The sequence below is a fragment of the Micromonospora sp. NPDC047738 genome, assembly GCF_040642675.1.
Taxonomy (GTDB): Bacteria; Actinomycetota; Actinomycetes; order Mycobacteriales; family Micromonosporaceae; genus Micromonospora.
The window spans coordinates 205,541-229,421 of the sequence record NZ_JBEYSO010000002.1; the positions used below are offsets into that span (position 1 = coordinate 205,541).

23 protein-coding genes are annotated in these 23,881 nt (G+C 73.4%); 16 read left to right on the forward strand and 7 right to left on the reverse strand.

Annotation, left to right across the window (positions count from 1 at the left end; all coding sequences use genetic code 11):
• The 3 genes from ABZ783_RS04290 to ABZ783_RS04300 all read left to right on the forward strand — a co-directional run bounded on the left by ABZ783_RS04290 (nt 1) and on the right by ABZ783_RS04300 (nt 3,197).
• Entirely contained in the window at nt 1–447 is a 447-nt protein-coding gene (locus ABZ783_RS04290) for a hypothetical protein (protein ID WP_357434466.1), read from the forward strand.
• 95 nt (nt 448–542) lie between these two features.
• On the forward strand, nt 543–1,445 hold the full coding sequence (locus ABZ783_RS04295; RefSeq protein ID WP_357434467.1) for a sulfurtransferase: 903 nt from the start codon (nt 543–545) through the stop codon (nt 1,443–1,445).
• 114 nt (nt 1,446–1,559) lie between these two features.
• On the forward strand, nt 1,560–3,197 hold the full coding sequence (locus ABZ783_RS04300) for a hypothetical protein (protein WP_357434468.1): 1,638 nt from the start codon (nt 1,560–1,562) through the stop codon (nt 3,195–3,197).
• On the opposite strand, the gene ABZ783_RS04305 is transcribed toward ABZ783_RS04300, so the two are convergent.
• Together ABZ783_RS04305 and ABZ783_RS04310 are read right to left on the reverse strand one after the other, a co-directional pair.
• The gene (locus tag ABZ783_RS04305) at nt 3,169–3,597 is read right to left on the reverse strand and encodes a hypothetical protein (protein WP_357434469.1); all 429 of its coding nucleotides are present in this window, start codon (nt 3,595–3,597) and stop codon (nt 3,169–3,171) included. The genes ABZ783_RS04300 and ABZ783_RS04305 overlap by 29 nt on opposite strands.
• Nucleotides 3,598–3,626: 29 nt before the next feature.
• On the reverse strand, nt 3,627–4,874 hold the full coding sequence (locus ABZ783_RS04310; RefSeq protein ID WP_357434470.1) for an MFS transporter: 1,248 nt from the start codon (nt 4,872–4,874) through the stop codon (nt 3,627–3,629).
• A gap of 107 nt (nt 4,875–4,981) precedes the next feature.
• Between ABZ783_RS04310 and ABZ783_RS04315 the strand changes: the two genes are divergently transcribed.
• From ABZ783_RS04315 to ABZ783_RS04340, 6 genes are all read left to right on the forward strand, one after another.
• A complete protein-coding gene (locus ABZ783_RS04315) occupies nt 4,982–5,608 on the forward strand; it encodes a helix-turn-helix domain-containing protein (protein ID WP_357434471.1) in 627 nt (208 codons plus the stop codon).
• Between the two features lie 94 nt (nt 5,609–5,702).
• Entirely contained in the window at nt 5,703–7,064 is a 1,362-nt protein-coding gene (locus tag ABZ783_RS04320; RefSeq protein WP_357434472.1) for a biotin carboxylase N-terminal domain-containing protein, read from the forward strand.
• Between the two features lie 146 nt (nt 7,065–7,210).
• Nucleotides 7,211–8,131 carry a hydroxymethylglutaryl-CoA lyase gene (locus tag ABZ783_RS04325; protein WP_357434473.1) on the forward strand — a complete coding sequence of 307 codons (921 nt, stop codon included), beginning with the start codon at nt 7,211–7,213 and terminating at the stop codon, nt 8,129–8,131.
• Nucleotides 8,132–8,346: 215 nt separating this feature from the next.
• Nucleotides 8,347–9,879, forward strand: a complete 1,533-nt coding sequence (locus ABZ783_RS04330) for an acyl-CoA carboxylase subunit beta (RefSeq protein WP_357434474.1) — start codon at nt 8,347–8,349, stop codon at nt 9,877–9,879.
• Nucleotides 9,880–9,974: 95 nt separating this feature from the next.
• Nucleotides 9,975–11,123, forward strand: a complete 1,149-nt coding sequence (locus tag ABZ783_RS04335; protein WP_357434475.1) for an acyl-CoA dehydrogenase family protein — start codon at nt 9,975–9,977, stop codon at nt 11,121–11,123.
• A 183-nt stretch (nt 11,124–11,306) separates the two neighbouring features.
• Nucleotides 11,307–13,898 (forward strand): helix-turn-helix domain-containing protein, encoded by a 2,592-nt coding sequence (locus ABZ783_RS04340; RefSeq protein ID WP_357434476.1) that lies wholly within the window; start codon nt 11,307–11,309, stop codon nt 13,896–13,898.
• A 245-nt stretch (nt 13,899–14,143) separates the two neighbouring features.
• Here ABZ783_RS04340 and ABZ783_RS04345 read toward each other — a convergent pair whose 3' ends face one another.
• Nucleotides 14,144–14,641, reverse strand: coding sequence for a MarR family transcriptional regulator (locus ABZ783_RS04345; RefSeq protein ID WP_357434477.1), 498 nt, complete (start codon nt 14,639–14,641; stop codon nt 14,144–14,146).
• A gap of 100 nt (nt 14,642–14,741) precedes the next feature.
• Between ABZ783_RS04345 and ABZ783_RS04350 the strand changes: the two genes are divergently transcribed.
• Nucleotides 14,742–15,323, forward strand: coding sequence for a YceI family protein (locus ABZ783_RS04350; RefSeq protein ID WP_357434478.1), 582 nt, complete (start codon nt 14,742–14,744; stop codon nt 15,321–15,323).
• 250 nt (nt 15,324–15,573) lie between these two features.
• Complete coding sequence (locus ABZ783_RS04355) at nt 15,574–17,052, forward strand: glutamate--cysteine ligase (protein WP_357434479.1); 1,479 nt, start codon at nt 15,574–15,576, stop codon at nt 17,050–17,052.
• A gap of 117 nt (nt 17,053–17,169) precedes the next feature.
• Here the strand turns inward: ABZ783_RS04355 and ABZ783_RS04360 are convergent, their stop codons facing one another.
• A complete protein-coding gene (locus tag ABZ783_RS04360) occupies nt 17,170–18,441 on the reverse strand; it encodes a hypothetical protein (RefSeq protein WP_357434480.1) in 1,272 nt (423 codons plus the stop codon).
• Between the two features lie 115 nt (nt 18,442–18,556).
• Between ABZ783_RS04360 and ABZ783_RS04365 the strand changes: the two genes are divergently transcribed.
• Both ABZ783_RS04365 and ABZ783_RS04370 read left to right on the forward strand, forming a co-directional pair.
• Nucleotides 18,557–19,246, forward strand: coding sequence for a PASTA domain-containing protein (locus ABZ783_RS04365; protein WP_357434481.1), 690 nt, complete (start codon nt 18,557–18,559; stop codon nt 19,244–19,246).
• A gap of 101 nt (nt 19,247–19,347) precedes the next feature.
• Complete coding sequence (locus ABZ783_RS04370; RefSeq protein WP_357434482.1) at nt 19,348–20,034, forward strand: PASTA domain-containing protein; 687 nt, start codon at nt 19,348–19,350, stop codon at nt 20,032–20,034.
• A 3-nt stretch (nt 20,035–20,037) separates the two neighbouring features.
• Here the strand turns inward: ABZ783_RS04370 and ABZ783_RS04375 are convergent, their stop codons facing one another.
• The gene (locus ABZ783_RS04375) at nt 20,038–20,484 is read right to left on the reverse strand and encodes a hypothetical protein (protein WP_357434483.1); all 447 of its coding nucleotides are present in this window, start codon (nt 20,482–20,484) and stop codon (nt 20,038–20,040) included.
• A 100-nt stretch (nt 20,485–20,584) separates the two neighbouring features.
• Entirely contained in the window at nt 20,585–20,869 is a 285-nt protein-coding gene (locus ABZ783_RS04380; RefSeq protein WP_357434484.1) for a hypothetical protein, read from the reverse strand.
• Between the two features lie 709 nt (nt 20,870–21,578).
• On the opposite strand from ABZ783_RS04380, the gene ABZ783_RS04385 reads away from it, so the two are divergent.
• The 3 genes from ABZ783_RS04385 (at nt 21,579) to ABZ783_RS04395 (ending at nt 23,210) form a co-directional block, all read left to right on the forward strand.
• The gene (locus ABZ783_RS04385; protein WP_073836915.1) at nt 21,579–22,460 is read left to right on the forward strand and encodes a helix-turn-helix transcriptional regulator; all 882 of its coding nucleotides are present in this window, start codon (nt 21,579–21,581) and stop codon (nt 22,458–22,460) included.
• Nucleotides 22,430–22,651, forward strand: coding sequence for a DUF397 domain-containing protein (locus ABZ783_RS04390; protein WP_357434485.1), 222 nt, complete (start codon nt 22,430–22,432; stop codon nt 22,649–22,651). The genes ABZ783_RS04385 and ABZ783_RS04390 overlap by 31 nt, the downstream gene beginning before the upstream one ends.
• 157 nt (nt 22,652–22,808) lie before the next feature.
• Nucleotides 22,809–23,210, forward strand: a complete 402-nt coding sequence (locus ABZ783_RS04395) for a hypothetical protein (RefSeq protein WP_357434486.1) — start codon at nt 22,809–22,811, stop codon at nt 23,208–23,210.
• On the opposite strand, the gene ABZ783_RS04400 is transcribed toward ABZ783_RS04395, so the two are convergent.
• Entirely contained in the window at nt 23,178–23,819 is a 642-nt protein-coding gene (locus ABZ783_RS04400) for a hypothetical protein (protein WP_357434487.1), read from the reverse strand. The two genes, ABZ783_RS04395 and ABZ783_RS04400, sit on opposite strands and share 33 nt — an antisense overlap.
• Nucleotides 23,820–23,881 lie beyond the last annotated feature (62 nt).

The following is a 23,881-nucleotide window of genomic DNA, read 5'->3' on the forward strand; positions in this document are numbered from 1 at the left end:
GTGCGGACGATCCACGCCGCACCGCTGCTGCGGCTGACCCTGGACGACGAGCCCCGGCCGGATCACGCGGTCCTGGTGTCCGGTGACCGGGTCGAGGCGGTCGCGCCGCTGGCCGAGCTGACGGAGGCGTACCCGGGGGTGCGGGTGCGGCGGTGGGCCGGGACCCTCGGGCCGGCGCTGGTGCACGACGGGCCGCTGCCGCCCGCCCCCACCCCGCGCGAGCGGGTGCACGCCCTGTTCCGCCGCGGCGCCGCCGCGGTGCTCGCCGCGCACGTGGCCGAGCCGGGCCTGCGGGCCGCCGCCGCCCGCAATGACATCGCGGTGCTCGACGCCGTCCGGCCGCCGGCGCTGGCCCCCGGCGGTCGGGCCGATCTCGCCGTGTTCGCCGACGGCGGCTCCTGCCTGGCCACAGTGGTTGCCGGGCGCCTCGTGCAGCGCCGCGCCTGACCATCGGTGCGCGCTGTCGTGCGACCCGCCACATCCGTCGTACCCGATGCGCGATGGCCGGTCGTGCCCGGACGATCGGGCGTACCTTGGGGCTCATGCCTGTGCCGAGCGATCCGAATCCACGCTTCCAGTCGTACGCCGACCCGCAGCGCCTGGTCACCACCGAATGGCTGGCCGAGCACCTGGGCGACGAGGGCCTCGTGGTGGTCGAGTCCGACGAGGACGTGCTCCTCTACGACACCGGCCACCTCCCGGGCGCCGTCAAGGTCGACTGGCACACCGAGCTGAACGACCAGGTGACCCGGGACTACCTGGACGCGAAGAGCTTCGCCGAGCTGTGCGCCGCCAAGGGCATCGGCCGGAACGACACGGTGATCTTCTACGGCGACAACTTCAACTGGTGGGCGGCGTACGCCCTCTGGGTGTTCTCCCTCTTCGGCCACCCGGACGTCCGGCTGCTCGACGGCGGCCGGCAGAAGTGGATCGCCGAGGGGCGCGAGCTGACCCGGGAGAAGGTCACCCGGCCGCGCGCCGACTATCCGGTGCCGGAGCGGAACGACGCGCCGATCCGGGCGTACCGGGAGCAGGTGATGGCGCACATCGCCGCCGGCCGGCCGCTGGTCGACGTCCGCTCGCCCGGCGAGTACACCGGCGAGATGCTGCACATGCCGGACTACCCGCAGGAGGGCGCGCTGCGCGGCGGGCACATCCCCGGCGCGGTGAACAAGCCGTGGAAGTCCGCCGCGAACGACGACGGCACCTTCAAGTCCGCCGAGGAACTGCGTGTCATCTACGCCGACCAGCTCGGGCTGAGCCCGGCCGACGACGTGGTCGCGTACTGCCGGATCGGTGAGCGGTCCAGCCACACCTGGTTCGTGCTGCACCACCTGCTCGGGTACCCGCAGGTCCGCAACTACGACGGGTCCTGGACCGAGTGGGGCAACCTGGTCCGCGCCCCCGTCGTCAAGGGCGATCAGCCCGGCGGCCTCACCGGCTGACCGCCCGTCCGGCCCGGGGATGACGCTTCCGGGCGGCAATCCGGCGTTGCCCCGCCGTGCCCACGCACGGCGGGGCAGGCTGCTAAGCAGCCGTCGGATCGCCGAGGAGGGGGCGTGGGGCGCCTGGACAAGCGGTTCGTCGCGCTGCTCGTGCTGGCCGCCGTGCCGCCGGCCGTCGAGGGTGTCATCCTCGACGCCTCGGGGTTCCGCGCCGCCGACGGGCTGGCGCCGCAGGTCACCGCGGTCTGGCCGTACGACACGTACCACGACCTGCGATGGCTGTTCGTCTACCACGACTCGTGGCTGACCTTCGCCGTCGGGCTCGTCGGGCTCATCGTGTTCCGGGCATCGCTCACCACCGGGCTGGTCGCGCTGGCCTGGCCCCGGCAGGTGCCTTGGCCAGGCCTGGGTTGGCTGATCCGGCGGAACCTCGTGCTCACCGTGGTGATCACCGTGGTGGTCTCGCCCTGGGCGGCCCTGTCGATCGCCGCCTCGGTGGTCGCGCTCTCCTGGCTGTTGTTCGCCTCGCTGCTGCCGCTGTTCCTGCTCGCGCCGTTCCTGCAGCGCGCCGCCGTGCGCGGCGCCTGGTGGCGTGGGCTGCCCTCGATCGAGTTGGTCGGCTGGTCCCTGCTCAACTTCGTGGTGCTCACCATGAGTGGGGCGCTGGTCTGGGCGGCGCCGACCGGGTGGTCGGCACCGGTGGCGGCGGTCGCCGGGGTGATCAACGGGCTGCTCTGGCAGCGCACGGTGCGGGCCGCCCTGCTGCCGCGCCGCCCGGTGAAGTGGGCGCGGGTGCCGGTGGCGCCGCTGGCCGTGCTGCTCGTCTTCGCCGTGCCGGTGGTGGTGCAGCCCGTGTTGCAGCTCGTGCCCGGGACGTCGCCGAAGGGCCGCGCCATGGTGCTCGACCGGTCCCTGCCGGCCGGCGTCCGGCACGCGGTGATCTTCCTCGACGGCCACGGCAGCACGTCCGGCGGGCAGCCGGCCGTCGACCCGAACGTGCAGCAGTTCTCCTATCGGGGCCTGGACCCGCAGGGCCGGCCGCTGCCGTACTCCGCCCGGGACACCTACCGGTCGATCGAGTCCAGCGTGGGGCTGCTCGCCACCCAGGTGGACCTGCTGCATCGGCGGACCGGACGGCCGGTGGCGCTGGTGGGGCAGAGCGAGGGGGCTCTGGTGGCCCGGACCTACCTGGCCGTCCGGCCGCACCCGGCCGTGGACACGCTGGCCATGTTCAGCCCGCTGATCAATGCCGGCCGCTCCTACTACCCGCCCGCCGGGGCGTCCAGCGGCTGGGGCGTCGCCGCCGGGTGGGAGCTGCGGTTCGTCTTCGGCGTCCTCGACTCGTTCGCCCACACGGGCAGCGGGCCGGAGGAGCCGTTCATCCGGTCGGTGCTGGACAACGCCCCCTTCTACCGCAACGGCCTGATGTGCCCGGTGCCCGGCGTACGCATCGTGGCGTTCCTGCCGACCACCACGGCGATCGAGGCGCCTCCCGGCCAGTACAGCCGCGTTCCGGTCTTCCAGATGCCGGCCCTGCACGGTGGCCTGCTGGCCACACCGGTCGTCCAGGCGCGCCTGGTCCACTTCCTCGAGGGCGAGCCGGTCAGCCGGCCGCAGCGCGGCTACAGCGAGCTCCAGAACGCCGCCGCTGCCTGGCACGCTCCGCCGCTGCCGCTCTCGCTCAACCCGGTCTGGCGGGCCAAGCACGTGCCCGACCCGGCCTTCAGCGAGGAAATCTGCCAGCCGAGTTGACCGGTTCGCTCGGCGTCTCCCGCCGGCACCGCCGGAGCAGCACGAGGGCCGCCACCGCCAGCCCGATCACCATCAGCGCCCAGATCGGCCGGAAGGGCAGCAGGAGCACGTGCAGGCCGATGCCCACCACCGCCACCACCGCGGCGAACCGGATCGACCAGCGGCGGCCGGAGAAGAGCAGCACCCCGCCCAGCACCATGAGAATCCCGGTCACCAGGTGCGCCCACAGCCAGCCGGTCAGGTCGAGGTGGTAGAGCCCTTCCTTGGTGATCACCACGTACGGGTCGTCGTCCAGGTCGGTGACCCCGGAGACGGCGTCGGCGAGGCCGCCCCCGGCGAGCAGCACGCCGGCCAGCATCCGCTGCCGGTCCCGCGTACGGACATCGTCGGATTGCGTCACCCCGTCCTCCTGTCGCTGTCCGGTCCAGCCTAGGGACGCGGCACCGGCTCCGTCCGGCGCTCGGCGCGCGAAACCCCCTCCCGCAACGTCCGCCACGCACCGGCGGTGACCAGGGCGAACACTCCTGCCGCCGCCCAGCCGACCGGAGCCACCCCGTAGACCTGACCGGCGAACCCGGCGACGGCCGCGCCGACCGGCGCGCTGACCAGACCGACCGTCCGCTGCGCCGCGCCGACCCGGCCGAGCAGCCCGGCCGGCACGTGCCGCTGCCCGTACGCCGACCACAGGCTGTTCCAGACGGTGGTGCCGGCGGCGAAGCAGGCCAGGGCCAGCCCGCCGGGCACCGGGTGCCGGGCGACCGCGAACCCGGCCAGGGCCAGCGTCTGCGCCAGCAGCACCCCGCGCAGCGCGGGCAGGGTGCCGAACCGGGCCGCCAGCCGGCCGGCGCCGAGCGCCCCGACCAGGCCACCGACCACCGCCCCCGCCGCGAACAGCCCGTACGCCGCCGGCGGCACCCGCAGCACGGTCAGCGCGTACAGCACCAGTACCGCCATGACTCCGCTGATCGCGAGGTTCGACCCCGCCGTAGCCACGGTCACCCGCCACAGCACCGGGTCCCGCCGCAGCCAGCGCATCCCCGCCCAGGCCTCCCGCCACACGCTCGCCCGTCCCGGCGCCGGGCGATTCCGGTGCTCGTCGGACGGCGGGACGCGGCGCAGGGCGAGGACGAGGACGGCGGCCGCGGCGAAGGTGACGGCGTCGAGGGTGAACGGGAGGGCCGCGGAGATCGCGAAGAGGACCCCGGCCAGCGGGGCGCCGAGGAAACCACCGGCGACCGCGGTGCCGGCCTGGAGGCGGCCGTTGGCGGTGGGCAGCGCGGCCGGCGGGACCACCGACGGCAGCAGCGCGAAGGAGGCCGCGTCGAAGACCGTGCCCAGGGCGGCGAGCAGGAAGGCGGCGATCACCAGCGCGGCCACCCCGGCCCGGCCGGTGGCGACCAGTCCGGCCAGGGCGGCCACCAGGGCGGCCCGCAGCCCGTCCACCACCGCCATCGTCCGGCGGCGGTCCCACCGGTCCGCGTACGCGCCGCCGAGCAGGCCGAGGAGCAGCGGCGGGAGTTGGGCGGCGACGGTCACCGCGGCGACGGCCCGGGGATCGCGGGTGAGCATGGCGGCCAGCAGGGCCAGTGCCGGCGTACGCAGGGCATCGCCGAACCGGGAGGAGACGGCGGCGGACCAGAGCAGCCGGTAGTCGCGGCCGAGGACGGAAGCGGTCATGTCGCCGGAGCCTGTGGCCTGAAGCGGGTCGAGGGTCAAGCCAACGTGAGGCAACCGACGGGTAACCGAGCCTCCACCTCGCCGCGCCCGAGGTCTAGGCTGGCCCGGTGGCGGTGGAACAGCAGGCGCGGGGCGCGGCGAACGGCGCGACGGGTGCGGGCCGACGCCGGTCCCGGCGGGACGAGATCCTGGAGATCGCGGTGGGCCTCTTCGCCTCCCGTGGCTATCACGGTGTGTCGATGGACGACATCGGCGCTGCTGCGGGGGTCACCGGTCCGGCCCTCTACCACCACTTCGCCGGCAAGGAGGCGATGCTCGCCGCCGCGCTGATCCCGGTCAGCGAGGGGCTGCTCGCCGGTGGCCGGGAGCGGGCCGCCCACCACCCGGACGACCCGCGCGGGACCCTGGAGTCGTTGATCGACTTCCACGTGGAATTCGCGCTGGCCAACCCGGCGGTGATCGCCCTGCACCTGCACGAACTGGACCGCCTCCCGGACGAGCCGCGTCGACGGATCCGCCGGCTGCAGCGGCTCTACGTCGAGGAGTGGGTGACCGTGCTCACCACGCTGCACCCCGGGCTGCCGGACGGTGAGGCCCGGGTGCTCGCCCACGCCGCTTTCGGTCTGATGAACTCCACCCCGTTCCTCGCCGGCGAGGTGGACCGCCGCCGCCGTGCCGAGCTGCTGCGCGGCGCCACCCTCGCCGCCCTCCTGGCACCCACCGACCCCGCCTGACCCCAGTCCGCGGGGTGGGTCGGGGTAACTCGTGGGTAACCCGGGGGGCGTGGTTGGCTGACAGCGTCCTCACCCCTGGACGCTGGAGGAGAGCATGATCGAGTCGCTGCTGGTCGCCAATCGGGGCGAGATCGCCCGCCGGATCATCCGTACCGCCAAGCGGCTCGGGATCCGTGCGATCGCGGTGCACTCGGAGGCGGACGCCGGCCTGCCGTTCGTGACCGAGGCGGACGAGGCGGTCTGCGTCGGCCCGGCCAACCCGGCGCAGAGCTACCGGAACGTCGAGGCGATCCTCGCCGCCGCCAAGTCGACCGGCGCCCAGGCGATCCACCCCGGCTACGGCTTCCTCTCCGAGAACGCGGACTTCGCCCGTACCGTCGAGGCCAGCGGCCTGATCTGGGTCGGACCCGGCGCGGACGCGATCACCGCGATGGGCGACAAGATCAATGCGCGGAACCTGATGGCGGCGGCCGGGGTGCCGGTCGCGCCCGGCACCACCGACCCGGCGGCCGACCTGGCCGCGGCGGTGGCCGCCGCCGCCGAGATCGGCTACCCGGTGATGGTCAAGGCCGCGGCCGGCGGAGGTGGCATGGGCATGGGCGTGGCCACCGACGAGGCCGCGCTGCGCACGGAGTACGACAAGGTCCGCTCGTTCGCCGAGCGGATGTTCGGTGACGGCTCGGTGCTGATCGAGCGCTACTTCCCCCGGGTACGCCACGTCGAGGTGCAGATCCTCGGCCTGGCCGACGGCCGGGTGGTGGCCCTCGGCGAGCGCGAGTGCTCGGTGCAGCGGCGCAACCAGAAGCTGGTCGAGGAGTCCCCGTCCCCGGCGGTCTCCGCCGAGCTGCGCGAGCGGTTCCTGGCCGCCGCCGTGCGGGCCGGCGAGGCGGTCGGCTACCGCAACGCCGGCACGGTCGAGTGTCTGTTGGTTCCGCGCCAGCGGGACTTCGATGGTGACGGCTCCGAAGAATTTTTCTTCCTGGAGATGAACACGCGGCTGCAGGTCGAGCACCCGGTGACCGAGTACGTCTACGGCGTCGACCTGGTCGAGGAGCAGCTGCGGGTGGCCGCCGGCCTGGCCCCGACCTTCGACCCGGACGCGCTCGCGCCGCGCGGGCACGCCATCGAGCTGCGGATCAACGCGGAGGACCCGAAGCGCTTCCTTCCCGGCCCGGGCGCGATCACCACCTGGAACGAGCCGGCCGGCGAGGGTGTCCGGGTCGACTCCGGCTACGTCGCCGGCAACACGGTCACCCCGTTCTACGACAGCCTCATGGCCAAGCTGATCGTCAGCGGGGCGACGCGCGCGGAGGCCGTCGCGCGGGCCAGGGCGGCGGTGGCCCAGTTCGAGATCGCCGGCCCGAAGAACAATCTCCCCTTCTTCGCCGAGTTGCTGGAGAACCCGGAGTTCCTCTCCGGCGACTACGACACCGGCATCGTCTCCCGCATGCGCTGACCCCGGCGCTTCTCGTTGACCAAGGAGTTTGCGTCAGCCCGGGCTGGGATTTTGCCGCAAACTCCTTGATCAACCCCGGCTGGCGGCTGGGGTGACATGCTGGAGGGCACCCATCACGTAAGACCGTCACAGTGAGGTGACCCCTTATGGCGGAACTGCCGGACTTCGTCTCCATTCGGGAGGTCGGGCCCCGGGACGGACTCCAGAACGAGGAGCCCATCCCCACCGACGCCAAGGTACGGCTGCTCGACGCGCTGTCCCGTACCGGAGTGCGACGGATCGAGGCCGTCTCCTTCGTGCATCCCAAGGCGATCCCACAGATGGCCGACGCCGACGAGGTGTGGCAGCGGGCCACCAAGGTCGACGGGGTGCGCTACTCCGCGCTGGTGCCGAACACGCGGGGCGCCCAGCGGGCCCTGGCCGCCAGCTTCACCGAGATCGAGGTGGTGGTCTCGGCCAGCGACACGCACAACCGGCGCAACGTCAACCGCTCCACCGAGGAGTCCCTCGACGACATCGCCGAGCTGATCGACCTGCTGCACGGCGCGGGCGCCCGGGCCGAGGTGATCGTCGCGACCAGCTTCGGCTGCCCGTACGAGGGGGACGTCGACCCCCAGCGGGTCGCCGGCATCGTCGACCGCGTCGTCCGCGACGGCGCCGACCGGGTGGCCTTCGGCGACACCACCGGCATGGGTACGCCCCGACGGGTCCGCGAGCTGATCACCGCGGTACGTGACCGCAACGCGCACATCCCCGTGCTGCTGCACTTCCACAACACCCGGGGCACCGCGCTGGCGAACCTGCTGACCGCGATGGAGTTGGGCGTCACCGAGTTCGACGCCAGTGTGGGCGGCCTCGGCGGCTGCCCGTACGCCCCGGGGGCCAGCGGCAACCTGGCCACCGAGGAGGCCGTGCACATGCTGCACGACATGGACATCGACACCGGGATCGACCTGGACGCCCTGATCGAGGCCGCCGAGCTGGCCGAGGAACTGGTCGGCAAGAAGCTCCCCTCCGGCGTCCTCCGCGCCGGCCCCCGCACCCGCCTGACCCCCCTCCCCGCCTGAGCAACGCGTCGATCAAGGAGTTTGCGTCTGGATCCGGGCCCGGACAGACGCAAACTCCTTGATCAACAACGCCGGGGTGGTGCGGTCGGCCGGCTGCCGGCGGGGCGGGTGGCTGCTGCGGGCTGGGTCGCCGGAGCTGGTCGGCGTGCGCTACCCTAACGATCGTTCAGGTCGGTGGGCGCGCTCACGAGGCGCGGGTGGGCGAGGGAGTCGGCGTGACGCTCGACGGTGAGGCTCTGGAGCAGCTGCGCAAGCGCGCCAAGGCCGGCGGTGCGGACAAGTACCACGCGGCGAACGCCGCCAAGGGCAAGCTCTTCGCCCGGGAGCGGGTCGCGCTCCTGGTCGACGAGGGCTCATTCGTCGAGGACGGCCTCTACGCCAACGCGCTGGCCGAGGGGCTGCCCGCCGACGGCGTCGTCACCGGCACCGCCACCATCGACGGCCGCCCGGTCTGCCTGATGGCGAACGACTCCACGGTCAAGGCCGGCAGCTGGGGCGCGCGTACCGTCGAGAAGATCATCCGGATCATCGAGCGGGCGTACACCACCGGGGTGCCGATGGTGTATCTGGTCGACTCGGCCGGGGCCCGGATCACCGACCAGGTCGAGCTCTTCCCCGGCCGGCGCGGCGCCGGGAAGATCTTCTGGAACCAGGTCCGCGCCTCCGGCTCGATCCCGCAGGTCTGCGCCCTCTTCGGGCCGAGCGCGGCGGGCGGGGCGTACATCCCGGCGTTCTGTGACGTGGTGGCCATGGTGGACGGCAACGCCAGCATGTACCTCGGCTCCGACCGGATGGTCGAGATGGTCACCGGCGAGAAGACCACGCTGGAGGCGATGGGTGGGGCCAAGGTGCACTGCGCCGAGTCCGGCGTCGGGCACTTCCTCTGCAAGACCGAGGCCGAGGCGCTCGACGTGGTCCGCCGCTACCTGTCCTACCTGCCGGCCAACTGGACGCAGCAGCCGCCCGCGGCGCCCGCCGTGGAAGCGTCCGAGAAGGCCGACCTGGCCGCGCTGGTCCCGGCCAGCGAGCGGCAGGCGTTCGACATGCGCCGGTACGTCAAGGGCCTGCTCGACGAGGGCAGCTTCTTCGAGATCCAGGCGCTCTGGGCCAAGGAACTGACCATCGGCTTCGGCCGGCTGAACGGCGAGGTCGTCGGCGTGGTCGGCAACAACTCGATGTTCAAGGGCGGCGTGCTCTTCGTCGACTCGGCCGACAAGGCGACCCGGTTCGTGCAGCTCTGCGACGCGTTCAACGTGCCGCTGCTGTTCCTCTCCGACGTGCCCGGGTTCATGGTCGGCAGCGCCGTGGAGAAGCAGGGCATCATCCGGCACGGCGCCAAGATGATCACCGCGATCAGTGAGGCGACCGTACCCAAGATCTGCGTGGTGGTCCGGAAGGCGTACGGCGCCGGGCTCTACGCGATGGCCGGCCCCGGCTTCGAGCCGGACGCGACGATCGCGCTGCCCACCGCCAAGATCGCGGTGATGGGCGCGGAGGCCGCGGTCAACGCGGTCTACGCCAACAAGATCGCCGCGATCGAGGACGAGGCCGAGCGGGCCGCCTTCGTCAGCGCGAAGCGCGAGGAGTACGAGCGGGACATCGACATCGTCCGGCTCGCCAGCGAGCTCGTCGTGGACGCCATCGTCGAGCCGCACGAGTTGCGCGCCGAGCTGGTCCGCCGGTTCGCCGCCGCGCGCGGCAAGGACCGGCACTTCTCGAAGCGCCGCCACGGCGTCACCCCGGTCTGACACCCGCGCCGTGTGCGGTCACCGCCGCACGTGGCCCCGCACGACCCGTCCCGGCGTCACGAGCGCCCGGCGGACCATCCACACAGGAGGATCAGATGGACTTCCGGCTCAGCGAGGAACAAGAGGCGCTGCGGGAGAGCGTGCGGGACTTCGCCCGCGAGGTGGTGGCGCCGGCCATCGCGGAGCACTACGAGCAGCACACCTTCCCGTACGAGATCGTCCGGCAGATGGGCAAGATGGGCCTGTTCGGCCTGCCGTTCCCCGAGGAGCACGGCGGCATGGGCGGCGACTACTTCGCGCTCTGCCTGGCCTTGGAGGAGCTGGCCCGGGTCGACTCCAGCGTGGCGATCACCCTGGAGGCGGCGGTCTCCCTCGGCGCGATGCCGATCTACCGGTTCGGCACGGACGAGCAGAAGGCGCAGTGGCTGCCGAAGCTGCTCAGCGGCGAGGCGCTCGCCGGCTTCGGGCTGACCGAGCCGGGTACCGGATCGGACGCCGGCGGCACCCAGACGCGGGCGGTGCTGGACGGCGACGAGTGGGTGATCAACGGCTCGAAGGCGTTCATCACCAACTCGGGCACCGACATCACCTCGCTGGTCACGGTCACCGCGGTCACCGGGACGAAGCCGGACGGCTCGAAGGAGCTGTCCAGCATCATCGTGCCGTCGGGTACGCCCGGCTTCACCGTCGCCCCCGCCTACTCCAAGGTCGGCTGGACCGCCTCGGACACCCATGAACTGACCTTCGACGACTGCCGGGTCCCGGCAGCCAACCTGCTCGGCCAGCGCGGTCGGGGCTTCGCCCAGTTCCTGCGTACCCTCGACGAGGGCCGGATCGCCATCGCCGCGCTGGCCGTCGGCCTCGCCCAGGGCTGCGTCGACGAGTCGATCAAGTACGCGAAGGAGCGCCACGCCTTCGGCCAGCCGATCGGCAACTACCAGGCGATCCAGTTCAAGATCGCGGACATGGAGCTGAAGGCGCACACCGCCCGGCTGGCGTACTACGACGCGGCCGCCCGGATGCTCGCCGGCGAGCCGTTCAAGCGCCAGGCCGCGATCGCCAAGCTGCACGCCAGCACCATCGCGGTGGACAACGCCCGCGAGGCCACCCAGATCCACGGCGGCTACGGCTTCATGAACGAGTACCCGGTGGCCCGCTTCTGGCGGGACGCCAAGATCCTGGAGATCGGCGAGGGCACCAGCGAGGTGCAGCGCATGGTCATCGCCCGCGACCTGGGCATCTGACGGCGGGCTCGCCCCGGCTCGCTGGCTTCGCACGCTCAGCGAAAGCGTGGTCACTCCGCCTCGGATGACCACGCTCTCCGGTGAAGCTGCGCGCTCGGCCGGCTGTCGGATATCGGCGCCCGACGGTCGGTTGGGCGACGATCTGGTGTGGCGGGTCGTACCCCGTCCGTAGTCTTCGTCCCCATGACTCCGGATCATGATCGCTCGCCGAGCACGGGTGGTCGTACCGGCCTGTCCGATCTGCTGCGCGGGCACCGGCTCGCCGCCGGCCTCACCCAGGCCGAGCTGGCCACGCGGGCGGGCGTCGGAGTGCGGACGATCCGTGATCTGGAGCGGGGCCGGTCCGCGCGGCCCCAGCGCACCACCGTCGACCTGCTCGCCGGCGCGCTCGGCCTGACCGGCACCCGCCGGCAGGCGTTCCTCGCCGCGGCCCGGCCGGCCCCGTCCGCCGCGCCGCGTCCGGCCGCACGGCACCTCCCGCTCACCGGCTCCGGCATCACCGGAAGCGGTACGCCGGTCGCGCTGCCGCAGCCGGTGCCGCTGATCGGCCGGGACCGGGACGTCGTCGAGGTGGCCGCCCTGCTCGCCGCCGACCATCCGGTGGTGAGCCTGGTCGGCCTGGCCGGCGTCGGCAAGACCGCGCTCGCCCTCACCGTCGCGTACGCCGTGGCCGCCGACCACCCGGCCGGCGTGGCCGGTGTGCTGGTTGGCGAGGGCTCCGACGTGACCGACGTGCTGGCCGCCTCGGTCGCGGTGCTCGGCGTGCACCGGCTGACCGACCTCCCCGGGCGGCTCGCCGGCCGGCCGGCGTTGCTGCTCGTGGACGCGGTCGAACGGGCACCCGGGCTGGTGGCCGAGGCGCTGCGGACGATGGTCACCGCGGCACCCGGGCTGCGCGTGCTGGTGACCGGCCGACGTCCGGTCGGCCTCCCGGGCGAGCTGGTCCGGCCGGTCGCGCCGCTCGACGTCCCGCCGGCCGGGGTGCTGCCGGCGGACCCGGCGGCGCTGGCCCGCTGGCCGGCGGCGGCGCTGTTCAGCGCCCGGCTCGCCCAGGTGCGCCGCGAACCGCCCACTCCGGCCGAGCTGCCGGCGCTCGCCGCGCTGGTCCGGCGGCTCGGCGGTCTCCCGCTCGCCATCGAGCTGATGGCCGCGCGCGGTCGGATCCTCGACGTCACCGAGCTGCTCGACCGGTACGGCGACCGCGTCCTCGACCTTGCCACCAGCGGCCCCACAGGCTGGGCGCCGGTCGACCGCGCCACCGGCATGGTGACCCTGCGCGAGGCGGTGGCGACCAGCTACCACCTGCTCGCGTCGGCCGACCGGGCGGCGCTGCGCCGGCTCTCCGCCTTCCGCAACCGGTGGTCGGTGGAGCTGGCCGAGGACCTGCTGGCCGACGGCGGGCCGCGGGCGGACGCCGTCCCGCTGCTGGACCGGCTGCTCGAACTCGGCCTGCTCAGCGTCCGGGGCACCGGCCCGTTCCGGTTCCGACTGCTGGACGCGGTACGCGACTTCGCCGCCGAGCAGGCCGCGGCCGAGGGCGAGCTGGCCCGGATCCGGCGCCGGCACGCGCTCGTCGTCACCGGGCTGGTGGTCCGCAACGCACCGGACCTGCTCGGCGTGGAGCCCTCCGCCGCCGTGCACCTGCTGGACGAGGCGACCAGCGACATCACCGTCGCCTTGGCGCACGCCGCCGACGACGATCCGGTGGTCGCGCTGCGACTGGCAGCGGCCCTGCCCCGGTGGTGGCGGCTGCGTGGGCGGGACGTCTCCGGGCGGCGGTGGCTGCGCCGGTTGCTGGACGACCCGCGTACCGCCGACGCCGACCCGGTACTGCGGGCCTGGGCGCTGATCGGCTCGGCCCGGCTGGCCGCCGAGCACGGCGCGGGCGCGGAGGAGGTGCCGGCGGCACGGACCGCGTTGGCCGCCTTTCGCGAGGCCGGGGAGGTGACCGGCGAGCTGTGGAGCCGCTTGGTGCTCGGCATGCTGCTGCCCGCGGCGGGGGCACACGACGAGGCCCGGGAGCAGGCCGAGGCGGTGCTGAAGCTGGCCACCCGGCACGGCCGGGTACGCGAGACAGCATTCGCCCAGACGTGCCTGACCTGGCACGACGTACGCGTGGGCGACCTGGCCGGGGCGCGGCGCCGGCTGGCTACCGTGGACCGGCTGGCCGCGCAGTCCGGTGAGCAGCGGCTGCGGCTGCTGGCCCGGGCCAACCTCGCCGAGGTGTCCCGCCTGGAAGGCCGGTACGCCGACGCCGTGGAGCAGGGGCGGCGGGTGGCGGCGGCGCTGACCGAGCTGGGCGACCCGGGGCGGCGCCGCCGAGTGCTCGGCACGGTCGGGTTGGCGCTCGCCCAGGCGGGACGCGGAGACGAGGCGTTGGAGGTGCTCGCCGAACTGCGGCCCGCGGTTCCGGTGCCGGCGCAGCGGCGGCCGTCCGGCGCCGGGCACGCGGACCGGGCCGGTGTCGCGGCGGAGCACACCCGGCCGGAGGACGCGGTCTGCGCGCTGATCGAGGGCCAGCTCGCGTTGCACCGGGGTGACCGTGAGCTGGCGGCGGAATGGTTTGCCGCGGCGGCCGAGGCGGCCGCTCCCGGCCAGCATCGGCGGGACGTGATCGAGGCACTGGTGGGGCTGGCGGCGAGCACGGCCGACGTGACCGTGCTGGATCGGCTCGACCAGGCTCGCCGAGCCAACGGGATCAGCCTGCTGCCCCGGGAAGAGGACCTGCTGTACGCGTTGGTGGCCGGCCGGGCCCTCGGCATCCGCCGGCGCTGACCGACGGTCGACCGCTGGGGTTGCGCCGCCGGGTTGCTCGCACGGGAGGGCGCGGGGGTGGCGCGAGCGAAGTAGCCCCCTGGTGTTGCCCCTCGCTCATCCGCTCGCGCCGGCACCCCCCGGTGCGCCCCCGCTGCACTGGAACCCTATCCGCGACGCGTGGGTGATTTGCGACCGCTTGAGGGGTATGTTCGGTCGCTTAGCCGGTTCTGCCGGTCTTTCTGCCGGTGATCGCCCGGGCCGGCTCAGCAGCCGGCGGGAGCGGGTGCGGGCTCGCTGCTCCCAGCGGTCGCCCCCGGGTGGACCGCGTCACGCACCCGGCGCAGCCCGTCCAGGAGGGCCTCCAGCTTTACCGGTTCGAGCTGGCCGGTGAACCACTGCTCGATGATCTGCAGGTGCCCGGGCAGGGTCTCGTCCAGCCGGGTCAGGCCGGCGGCGGTGACCACCGCGTACGAGCTGCGTCGGTCGGAGGGGCAGGCCCGGCGGCGGATCAGGCCGTCGCGCTCCATCCGGTCGACCACCCGGGTCACGCCGCTGGTGGACAGGGAGGTCTGGGCCGCGAGGTCGGTCATCCGGAGCTGGTTGCCGGGTGAGCGGGCGAGTCGGGTGAGCACCTCGAACTCGACCGGGGAGAGGCCGTGTTCCTCGAACTGGGCGGCGAACCGGGCCGACAGCCCGGCGTGCGCCTCGACGAGGAGGCCGACGGCGGTGATCCGGGGATCGTCGAACACGTTCTGGTCCACGCCACCATCCTAGCAGTACTTGACATAGGGAATGTTGTCGTGCCTATAGTTGCTTAGTCAGTCGTTGGACTACTCAACAATCTCCCTGGAGGACAGCACCATGACCAGCAGCACCGAAGCGGTTACCCGCGACTGGGAGGGTCTCACCATCCCGGCTGCCGGCACCTACCTGCTGGACGCGGCTCACAAGCGGGTCGGCTTCGTCGCCCGCCACATGATGGTGAGCAAGGTACGCGGTGAGTTCGGCGACGCGACCGCCACGATCACCGTGGCCGAGGACCCGATGCAGTCCGCGGTGACCGCCACCATCCAGGCGGCCAGCATCGACACCACGCAGGCCGACCGGGACGGGCACCTGCGCAGCGGCGACTTCCTCGATGTCGAGAAGTTCCCGACCCTGGAGTTCCGCAGCACCGGCGTGAAGTCGCGGAACGGCAACGAGTTCGTGCTCTCCGGCGAGCTGACCATCCGCGACGTCACCCGCCCGGTGGAGCTGGAGGTCGAGTTCGAGGGCGTCGGCCGCAGCCCGTTCGGCCAGGACATCTTCGGCTTCTCCGCCAGCACCGAGATCGACCGCGAGGACTTCGGTCTCACCTGGAACGTCGCCCTGGAGACCGGCGGCGTACTGGTCGGCAAGAAGATCAAGATCGAGATCGAGGGCGAGGCCATCCGCCAGGCCTGATCTCCCCGTACGACCCCACGGGCCCGTGTCGTCACCCGACGGCACGGGCCCGTTTCGTCGTCGGCCGAAGAGGTGCGATTTGTCACGTCCCGTTCACAGGTTGCCGGCGGTGCGGCGGGGTGTGACCTGGGTAGGAGTCTCGACCTGGGCCCCGCCCCTGGCTCCGTCAGCCGGGGCGCACTTAACGTGAATGGTTCACAATGCGTTTCGGGACGGTACGGTTCCGTTGCGCCTCGCGCCGGGAGGACAGATGGGCAGAGACGTCGAGCAGGGCGCCTTCTCCCGGGAGGACCGGGTCCGCTACCGGCAGAAGGTCCGGCGGTGCCTGGACGTCTTCGCGCTGATGCTGGACGACTTCGGCTTCGACGCCGACCGGCCGATGACCGGGCTGGAGATCGAGCTCAACCTGGTCGACTCCGCCGCCGAGCCGGCGATGCGCAACGAGAAGATCCTCGCCGACATCGCCGACCCGCTCTTCCAGACCGAGCTCGGCCAGTTCAACCTCGAGCTGAACGCCCCGCCGCGGCTCATCGAGGGCACCGGCTTCGGCGACTACGAGCGGGACCTGCGCAACAGCCTGGCTCGCGCCGACGAGCGGGCCAGCCGGTCGGACGCCAAGATAGTGCTGGTCGGCATCCTGCCCACGCTCACCGAGCGGCACCTGATCGCCGACAACCTCTCCACCGACGAGCGCTACCGGGCGCTCAACGACCAGATCGTGGGCGCGCGGGGCGAGGACTTCGAGCTGGACATCCGCGGTGTCGAGCGGCTGCAGACGCACAACGACTCGATCGCCCCCGAAGCGGCCTGCACCAGCCTCCAGTTCCACCTCCAGGTCGCGCCGGACAGCTTCGCCGACTACTGGAACGCCTCCCAGGCCATCGCGGGCCCGCAGACCGCGGTCGGCGCGAACTCGCCGTTCCTCTACGGCCGGCAGCTCTGGGCGGAGACCCGGATCGCCCTCTTCCAGCAGGCCACCGACACCCGGCCCGACGAGCTCAAGGCCCAGGGCGTACGCCCCCGGGTGTGGTTCGGGGAACGCTGGATCACGTCAATCTTCGACCTGTTCGAGGAGAACGTCCGCTACTTCCCGCCGCTGCTGCCCATCTGCGAAAGCGAGGACCCGGTCGAGGTGCTGCACGCCGGCGGGGTGCCCAAACTGGGCGAGCTGCGGCTGCACAACGGCACGGTCTACCGGTGGAACCGGCCGGTCTACGACATCATGGACGGCCGCCCCCACCTCCGGGTGGAGAACCGTGTACTCCCGGCCGGGCCGACCGTGGTGGACATGCTCGCCAATGCCGCCTTCTACTTCGGACTCGCCCGCAGCCTCGCCGAGGCCGACCGTCCCATCTGGAGTCAGCTCACCTTCAGCTCGGCCGAGGAGAACTTCCACGCCGCCGCGCGGCGGGGGATGGACGCCGTCCTGCACTGGCCCCGGCTCGGCGAGGTGCCGGTGACCAAGCTCGTGCTCGATGTCCTGCTGCCCAAGGCAGCGCAGGGCTTGGACCGGTTCGGCGTCGCCCCGGTCGAGCGCGACCGCCTCCTCGGCGTGATCGAGCAGCGCTGCCGTACCGGGCGCAACGGTGCCGCCTGGCAGACGGAGACGGTGTGGGCGGCCGAGCGGCACCGGGGCATGGATCGGGAGGCGGCGCTGCGCCACATGCTCCAGCGCTACGCCGAACTCCAGCGCAGCAACGAGCCCGTGCACACCTGGCCGGTCGACTGACCACCCCCCGGCGTGGGCCCGGCCGGCCCGGCATTCCGGGTCCGCCGACCGCAGGCCGGTGCACGGCCCGACCGGCGGCGACGTCCGCCGGGCCGGCCAGCAGATCGCGGTGAGAAATCAGCGGCTGCGGCGGCGGGACTTGGCCCCGGCGGTCGGCGAGCCGCCCTCCGCGCTGCGGCTCGTGACCTCGCCCGGTGCGGGGCCGTCCCCGGCGTCCGTGCGGGTGGCCCCCGGCTCGCTCCCTCCGGCCTGCGCCGGCGTCCGCTGCGGCGGGACCGCCCGGCCACGGCGGGTCGCGCCGGGAGCCCGCGCCGAGGTGCCGTCCTCCGGTGGCCCGGCCGGCTGCCCGTCCCCGGGCATCGCCTCGGCGGATCCCGGCACGTCGGCGGGGACCACCGGGACGGCCGGGCCCGCCTCGACGGCCGGGCGCGCCTCGACGGCCGGCGGGGCGAGGTCGTCCGGCTCACCGGTGCGCTGCCGGGGCACGATCGCCGCGGTGCGCGCGGCGGCCCGGCGGTCGGCCCGCTGGGCCAGCGCGGCCACCAGGGCCGAACCCCCGACTCCCGCGATCAGGGCGTACGGGGCGATCAGGTGGGCGGACATCTGCTCGGCGGCGATCGCCGCGAGCCTCGGCACGGCCAGCAGGTACGCCAGCGCCACCAGGAGCGGTCCGGCCGCCCCGGAGGCTGCCGCGCCGACCCGCTGCTCCGCCACCCGGGCGGTACGCCGGGCCGCCAGCGCGCCGATCACCAGGGCGGAGCCCAGCGCGAGCAGGGCACCGGGCCAGTAGAAGTAGTCCCGGATCCAGAAGCGTTCGCTGTCCGCGCTGATCTGCCAGATGCCGAGCTGGGCGGTGCCCAGGCCACGGCCGGACAGTACCCCGTCCAGCACCGACACCACGGCGAGCAGCCAGAGCCAGCTCGTGGTGGCGACGAGGTTGGCGGCAGCGGCCCGGGTGTGCAGCGCCCAGGTTGCGAGCAGCAGACCGAGCAGCATCCCGGCGAGGGCGTACCCGGCGGCGACGGCCTGCGGCGACGAGGTGTCCGGCACCCGGGCCGCCCGGGCCGGTACGGCGACCAGCAGTACGGTGATCAGCGCGCCGACCGCGGCGGCGAGGGCCAGGCCGAACTTCCGCGGCGTCCCGTCCGGCTCCTCGTCGGCCGTCCCGCGCAGCCGGTGGGCGCAGACCGCCCCGGCGATCACCGAGGTGGCGGAGATCCAGGTGGCCCAGGCGAGGCTCGCCACCCAGGCCGCCTCGACCCGGCCGGTCGCGGCCGGTGCCCAGTTGATGATGCCGAGCCCGTAGCCGAAGCCCAGCTGAGCCGCCCCCGTACCGGCGGCGACGCCGAGCGCGGTGGCGGTCGATCCTCCCCAGCCCCGTCTGGCCATGTCGGGGAGCGTAGCGTCCCAAGGTCGACGCGGCGAGTCTTGACGGAGCTCGATCTGCCGCGGGTGGACTTGGCGGCGCCGGATACGGTCGCCCGTGATTGAGGCGGTGGAGGCGATGACGGACGACGGGTACCTGGGCCGGCAACCCGGGTTGGCCGGCGAACCCGGACCGGACCGGACGAGGTTGTTCCTCGGTGGTGGCCTGGCGGTGGTCCTGCTGGCGGTGATCGGGGCGAGCGGCGGATGGATCCTCGCCGGGGACGCCGATCCGCCCACGCCACCGGTCACGGCCGGCACCAGCGCACCCGCGTCGAGCGACCGTACGCCGACCGAGGCCACGCCCAGCAAGCCCGAGCGGAGCCCGTCCGGCACCCGCACCACCACCCCGGCCGGGCTGACCGTCCCCGATCTGGTGGGCACCGACTTCGTGCAGGCCCGGCGGGAACTGCACGACCGGAAGCTCGGCTGGCGGCTGGTCTTCGGCACCGGCTCCGGCCGCAACGTCGAGCGCACCAGCCCCGCGCCCGGTACGCCGGTCCGGCGCGGCGTCACCGTCACCCTCTGGGTCGCCGGTCCGCCGCCGGCGGTGCCCGTGCCCGACCTGATCGCCCAGGACTGCGGCGACGCGGCGAACGACCTGGTCGCGGCGGGACTGTATCCGCACTACCGCACCGGTCGCCGGGGCCCGGTGACCGCCCAGGACCCGGCCGCCGGCAGTTCGGCCCGGTGGAACGACCAGGTCGCCCTCACCTGTGGCGACGACCCGTCGGCGGGGCCGACTGCCACCCCGCCCCCGGCACCGTGACGGCCGGCTCGCCGCGCTGATCCGGGCCGATGGTGCGGCCGACCGTTACCGTGGACGATCGAGGGCCAGGGCGCCCGTCCCGGTGGGGAAAGGACGTGCCGATGAGCGACGACCGCCAGGAGCCACCCGCCGGGAACGACGACGCCACCCGGCCCCTGCCGCCGGATCGGAGCGGTGGCGCGGACGCGACCGCCTGGCAGGAGCCCTTGGCCGCCGCGCCGGCCTGGTCCGGCCGGGCCGGGGTGCCCCCGCCGCGCCCCGCCGGCTACCCCGAGCCCGGCACGGAGTGGTACGCCGAGGAGCAGTCCGGGCGCCGCTGGTGGATGCCGATCCTGCTCGGCATCCTGGCGCTGGTGCTGATCGCGCTGATCGGGTTGGGTGTCTGGCTGGCGCTCACCGCGGCGGAGCGGAACTCCGGGCCGCCTCCCGTACCCTCGGCCACCTCGAGCAGCGCGCCGGAGACCAGCGCGGCACCGACCACCACCGCGCCGAGCACGTCGCCACCGACCACTCCGCCCACCACCGCTCCCGCCCGGGTGCCGGTGCCGCCGCTGGTCGGGCTGCCGGAGGACGCCGCCCGGGCGGTCCTCGACCGGCTGAATGTGGACTACCGCGTGGTGCGCCGGCCGTCGGATCGGCCCGCCGGCACGGTGATCGAGACTGACCCGGCCGCCGGTGAGCTGGTCTCCGCAGACGATCAGGTCACGGTCGTGGTGGCGAGGGCCGGCGCGCCGACCACGGCCACCGCGACCCCGACACCCGGCCCGACGGCCACCCCCACCCCCTGAGCGTCACCACTGCCGGCGTCTGGTGCAGATCAGGCCCAGGCCGGCCAGTGAGATGCCGAGGCCCAGCAGCCCCGAGTAGAACAGCGACCGGCTGAGGTCCCTCGCGTTCGGCATGCCATCCGCGCCGGCCAGTACGCCCTCGCCGGCGCCGCCTCCCGCCCGATCCGGGGTGGTCGGTGCACCGGCGCCGGCCCCCGAGGCGCCGGCCCGGGGCGTACCGGCCCAGCCCGGCTCCGCCTCCGGGTCGGCGGGCGGTGCGCTGCCCTCCCCGACCACCGTGATCTCCGGAGCCGGTTGCGGCTCGGTCAACTGGTCGGTGGAGGAGAAGGCGGGGTGGCGGACCACGAGCGCGAGTACGGTCGCGGCGCCGAGGAGCGTCAGGAGTCCGAAGGTGTAGCCGATACGGGACCGGTGGTGCCGCCGCGCGGCGGGCAGATTGACCATGACCATCCCAGGTTCAGGGTCCGGGACGCGCGGGGTGGAGACTTCGCCGGGGTGGGCGTACCGATTCTATGGCGGCGGTAGCTGCCGCGACCCGGCAATCGGGAGGTCAGCCGACCCGGACCGGAGTCCGGACGACCGGCCGTCGGGTCCGTACGGTGTGGGGCCGTGGCGCCGGCGCGGCCTGGAGCTGCCGCAGCCCCGCCTGCTGTACGAAGATCGACCGCCGGTTGACCGCGTCCCCCGCCGCGTTCAACTCGTAGCCGTCGAGCCAGAGCCAACCGTCGTAGGTCGGCCAGTCGAGCACCCGGATCACCCGGAACATGATCGGTCGGAGGAACTGGACACTCGCCGCGCGAGTCACGTGCAGTACGTCACCGGAGCGGGGAAGCACATGGGCTCCTGGGAGGATCGGCCGGCGGGGAGCCGGCGGGGAAGCTGATCTGGGGGACATCTCCGGCCCGGTGACGGGGTCCTGCCGCGTGGGCCGGCTGATCAGGTGGTCGGTGTTGGTCGGGTCGTACCCGCGGTCACGGGTCGACGCCCGACCATCACCCGGCTGCTCCCGGTTACCGCTCCCACCGCCGCAGCCAAGCTGGCGTGCAGCGGCGGGGTCTTCACCCCGGGGCAGGTCGCGAGGCGCGGGACGGCTCCCCTCCCGCCGTCCCACCCCTCGTGGGATCACCACGCCGGGAGATCATGCGAAGACGGTGAGTAACCCGTGCCATATCGACAGAGTGCACCAGCGGCGTGCTTCATGCAAGTTGCACGTCGAGTTTTGCCGATACGCGAGCAGGACACGTGAACGGGACGCTTGAAGCGCGTGCCATCCAAACGGCACACTGGACGCCGGTTTCGCCCGTCGCGGCCGGTCGACGACCGGCATCACCCCCTGCCGCGAACGACCGCCCGCCGTACGACGGCCGCGCCCCAGCGGGTGTCGCATCGGGCGCGATCGACCGGAGGTGGTCGGGTGAGCGAGCGGATCGAGCGAACCGTGATGCTCGGCGGCGCGGTGCGTCGCGACGCCGCGGGGTGGAGCGAGGCGGCAGCGTGAGCACGAGCAGTCAGCATCCCCGTCCAGCGGGCCGCGGAGCGGCGTCGTGAGCGAGCGGCGCAGCCCGACCATCCGGCGTCGACGGCTGGGGGCGGAACTCCGCCGCCAGCGGGAGGCCGCCGGCATCACCATCGAGGTGGTCGCCGAGCAGTTGGAGTGCTCGGCCTCCAAGATCTCCCGGATCGAGACCGGCCACACCACGGCCACGCCCCGCGACGTGCGGGACATGCTCCGCATCTACGGGGTGGTCGGCGCCGAGAGCGACGAGCTGGTGCAGATCGCTCGCGAGGCGCGGCAGAAGGGATGGTGGCACCCGTACAGCACGGTGCTGGTCGGGGCGTACGTGGGGCTGGAGGCGGCGGCCAGCTCGATCCGGGCGTATGAGCAGCAGGTCGTGCCGGGCCTGCTGGAGACCGAGGAGTACGCCTCGGCGATGATCCGGGCCGCCCGGCCCGACTTCACCGCCGAGGAGGTCGCACAACGTGTCCGTGTCCGCCTCGGTCGTCAGTCGTTGCTGACTCAGGACGATCCGGTCGATCTGTGGGTGGTGCTCGATGAGGCGGTGCTGAGCCGGCCGGTCGGCGGCGACGCGGTGATGCGTGGCCAGCTGACCCGGCTGGTGGAGGTGGCCGAACTGCCGAACGTGACGTTGCAGGTCCTGCCCTTCGAGGCGGGCGCACACGCCGGCATGGACGGGACCTTCACGATCCTCAGCTTCCCCGAACCGAGTGATCCCGATGTCGTGTACGCGGAGAACGCCACGGGTGGGCTCTTCCTGGAGAAGAGTGACGAACTGCAGAAGTACAGCTTCATCTTCGATCACATCCGAGCAGCAGCCATTCGCCCGGAGGAATCAATCGCACACATCGCAAAACTGGCAGAGGAGCCACTGTGGAAATGGCGACCAAGGAGTTCCCCGTGGACCTGACGCAGGCGACCTGGTTCAAGAGCTCCAAGAGCGGGCCGAACTGTGACAACTGCGTGGAGGTCGCATACGTGACCGGGGCGATCGGCGTCCGGGACTCGAAGGACAAGACGGGCCCCGCCCTGGTCTTCGCCCCGGGCGACTGGCACGCCTTCGTCGCCGGCGCCAGGGACGGTGTGTTCGTCCGGGACTGATCCGGCGACCCGGACCGCGTGCATGGTCCCGCCCGGCAGCGTCGCCGGGCGGGACCATTCCGTGTTCCGAGCCGGCCCACTCCGGCCGCCCGTCGCCAGTTCCGTTCCGCCTCGTTGAACCGCACAGATCGGCAACCGAACGAGGCAGGCGAGACGGATGACGACGATCGGTTCAGAGAACCTCACCAACGGCCCGGGCAAGCCGGAGCGGTTCGGAGGCAAGTACCGCGGGGCGCGTCGGGACACCGTCCTCACCGAGGTGGTCTCCACCGACGCCGAGGTCGGGGGACGGGAAGGCGACGCCCCGGAGCAGAGCTCCCCGCCGCTCTCCCTGCCGTCGCTGGATCCGAACCCGCTCACCGAACCGTCGTTCCCGCCGACCGGCTGGCCGTTGGAGCCGGCCGAGTCCCTGGCGGACCACCCGCTGCTGCGCGGCCTGCTGATGGAACTGCCCCCGCGCGGCAGCGTGCCGCCGCCCGGCTGGCTGGACCGCTGGTTCGAGGCGACCCGGGCGATCCTCGAACTGCTATACGTGCAGGGGGCCAGCCGCTCGCGCTGACACCGGGACCGCCGGCGTCGGTGTCGCCGGCGGCTGCGCCGGCATCGTGGCCAGCGGCTGCGCCTGCTCGGCGAGCCGGTTGTGCCGCAACGCGTGGCGTACCCCGATGGCGAGGACGCCGAGCACGCCGACGGTGATCGCCGGGCCGGCCACGGCGGGGGTCGCGAGCAGGTCGACGCCCCCGGCCGAGATCACGGCCGGGACGACGGCGAGCGCGGTCACCTGGAGCGGAAGCCCGATCAGCGGGTGCGCCGCGGCGGCGCGCAGCCCGTGCGGGGCCGGGGTGTCCGGTGCGGCGGTGAAGGCACCCGCGCCGGCCCGTAGCCGCCGTACCCGCCGGAGCGTGCAGACCGCGACGACCAGCGCCGGGGCCGCGGCGAGGGTGAGGCCGCCGGCGGCCCGGTCGATCGGCGTCGTCCCGGCGCTCTGCAGGCCCAGGACCAGCACCGCCGCCGTCAGCACCAGGCCGGCCAGGGTCAGCCCGGACAACCATCCGGTACGTCGGCGCAGGGCGCGGGCGCGGTCCAGCCGGGGCAGTCCGTCCGCGACGACCCCGGCGGCCAGCCAGGTGGCGGCGACGGGGAGCAGCACGGCGAGATGGTCGTCCATGTCTCTCAGCTTTGCCCAGTTCGGCCGGCATCGAATCGGGGCACGACCCCGGTTGGCCCCGT

Excerpts from the sequence above, each read along its gene's own strand:
- ABZ783_RS04395 (WP_357434486.1), top strand. The coding sequence starts at position 22,809 with ATGACGACGATCGGTTCAGAGAACCTCACCAACGGCCCGGGCAAGCCG.
- ABZ783_RS04355 (WP_357434479.1), top strand. The coding sequence starts at position 15,574 with ATGGGCAGAGACGTCGAGCAGGGCGCCTTCTCCCGGGAGGACCGGGTC.
- ABZ783_RS04375 (WP_357434483.1), bottom strand. The coding sequence starts at position 20,484 with ATGGTCATGGTCAATCTGCCCGCCGCGCGGCGGCACCACCGGTCCCGT.
- ABZ783_RS04320 (WP_357434472.1), top strand. The coding sequence starts at position 5,703 with ATGATCGAGTCGCTGCTGGTCGCCAATCGGGGCGAGATCGCCCGCCGG.
- ABZ783_RS04325 (WP_357434473.1), top strand. The coding sequence starts at position 7,211 with ATGGCGGAACTGCCGGACTTCGTCTCCATTCGGGAGGTCGGGCCCCGG.
- ABZ783_RS04400 (WP_357434487.1), bottom strand. The coding sequence starts at position 23,819 with ATGGACGACCATCTCGCCGTGCTGCTCCCCGTCGCCGCCACCTGGCTG.
- ABZ783_RS04365 (WP_357434481.1), top strand. The coding sequence starts at position 18,557 with ATGACGGACGACGGGTACCTGGGCCGGCAACCCGGGTTGGCCGGCGAA.
- ABZ783_RS04370 (WP_357434482.1), top strand. The coding sequence starts at position 19,348 with ATGAGCGACGACCGCCAGGAGCCACCCGCCGGGAACGACGACGCCACC.
- ABZ783_RS04310 (WP_357434470.1), bottom strand. The coding sequence starts at position 4,874 with ATGACCGCTTCCGTCCTCGGCCGCGACTACCGGCTGCTCTGGTCCGCC.
- ABZ783_RS04350 (WP_357434478.1), top strand. The coding sequence starts at position 14,742 with ATGACCAGCAGCACCGAAGCGGTTACCCGCGACTGGGAGGGTCTCACC.
- ABZ783_RS04390 (WP_357434485.1), top strand. The coding sequence starts at position 22,430 with ATGGCGACCAAGGAGTTCCCCGTGGACCTGACGCAGGCGACCTGGTTC.
- ABZ783_RS04360 (WP_357434480.1), bottom strand. The coding sequence starts at position 18,441 with ATGGCCAGACGGGGCTGGGGAGGATCGACCGCCACCGCGCTCGGCGTC.
- ABZ783_RS04335 (WP_357434475.1), top strand. The coding sequence starts at position 9,975 with ATGGACTTCCGGCTCAGCGAGGAACAAGAGGCGCTGCGGGAGAGCGTG.
- ABZ783_RS04295 (WP_357434467.1), top strand. The coding sequence starts at position 543 with ATGCCTGTGCCGAGCGATCCGAATCCACGCTTCCAGTCGTACGCCGAC.
- ABZ783_RS04340 (WP_357434476.1), top strand. The coding sequence starts at position 11,307 with ATGACTCCGGATCATGATCGCTCGCCGAGCACGGGTGGTCGTACCGGC.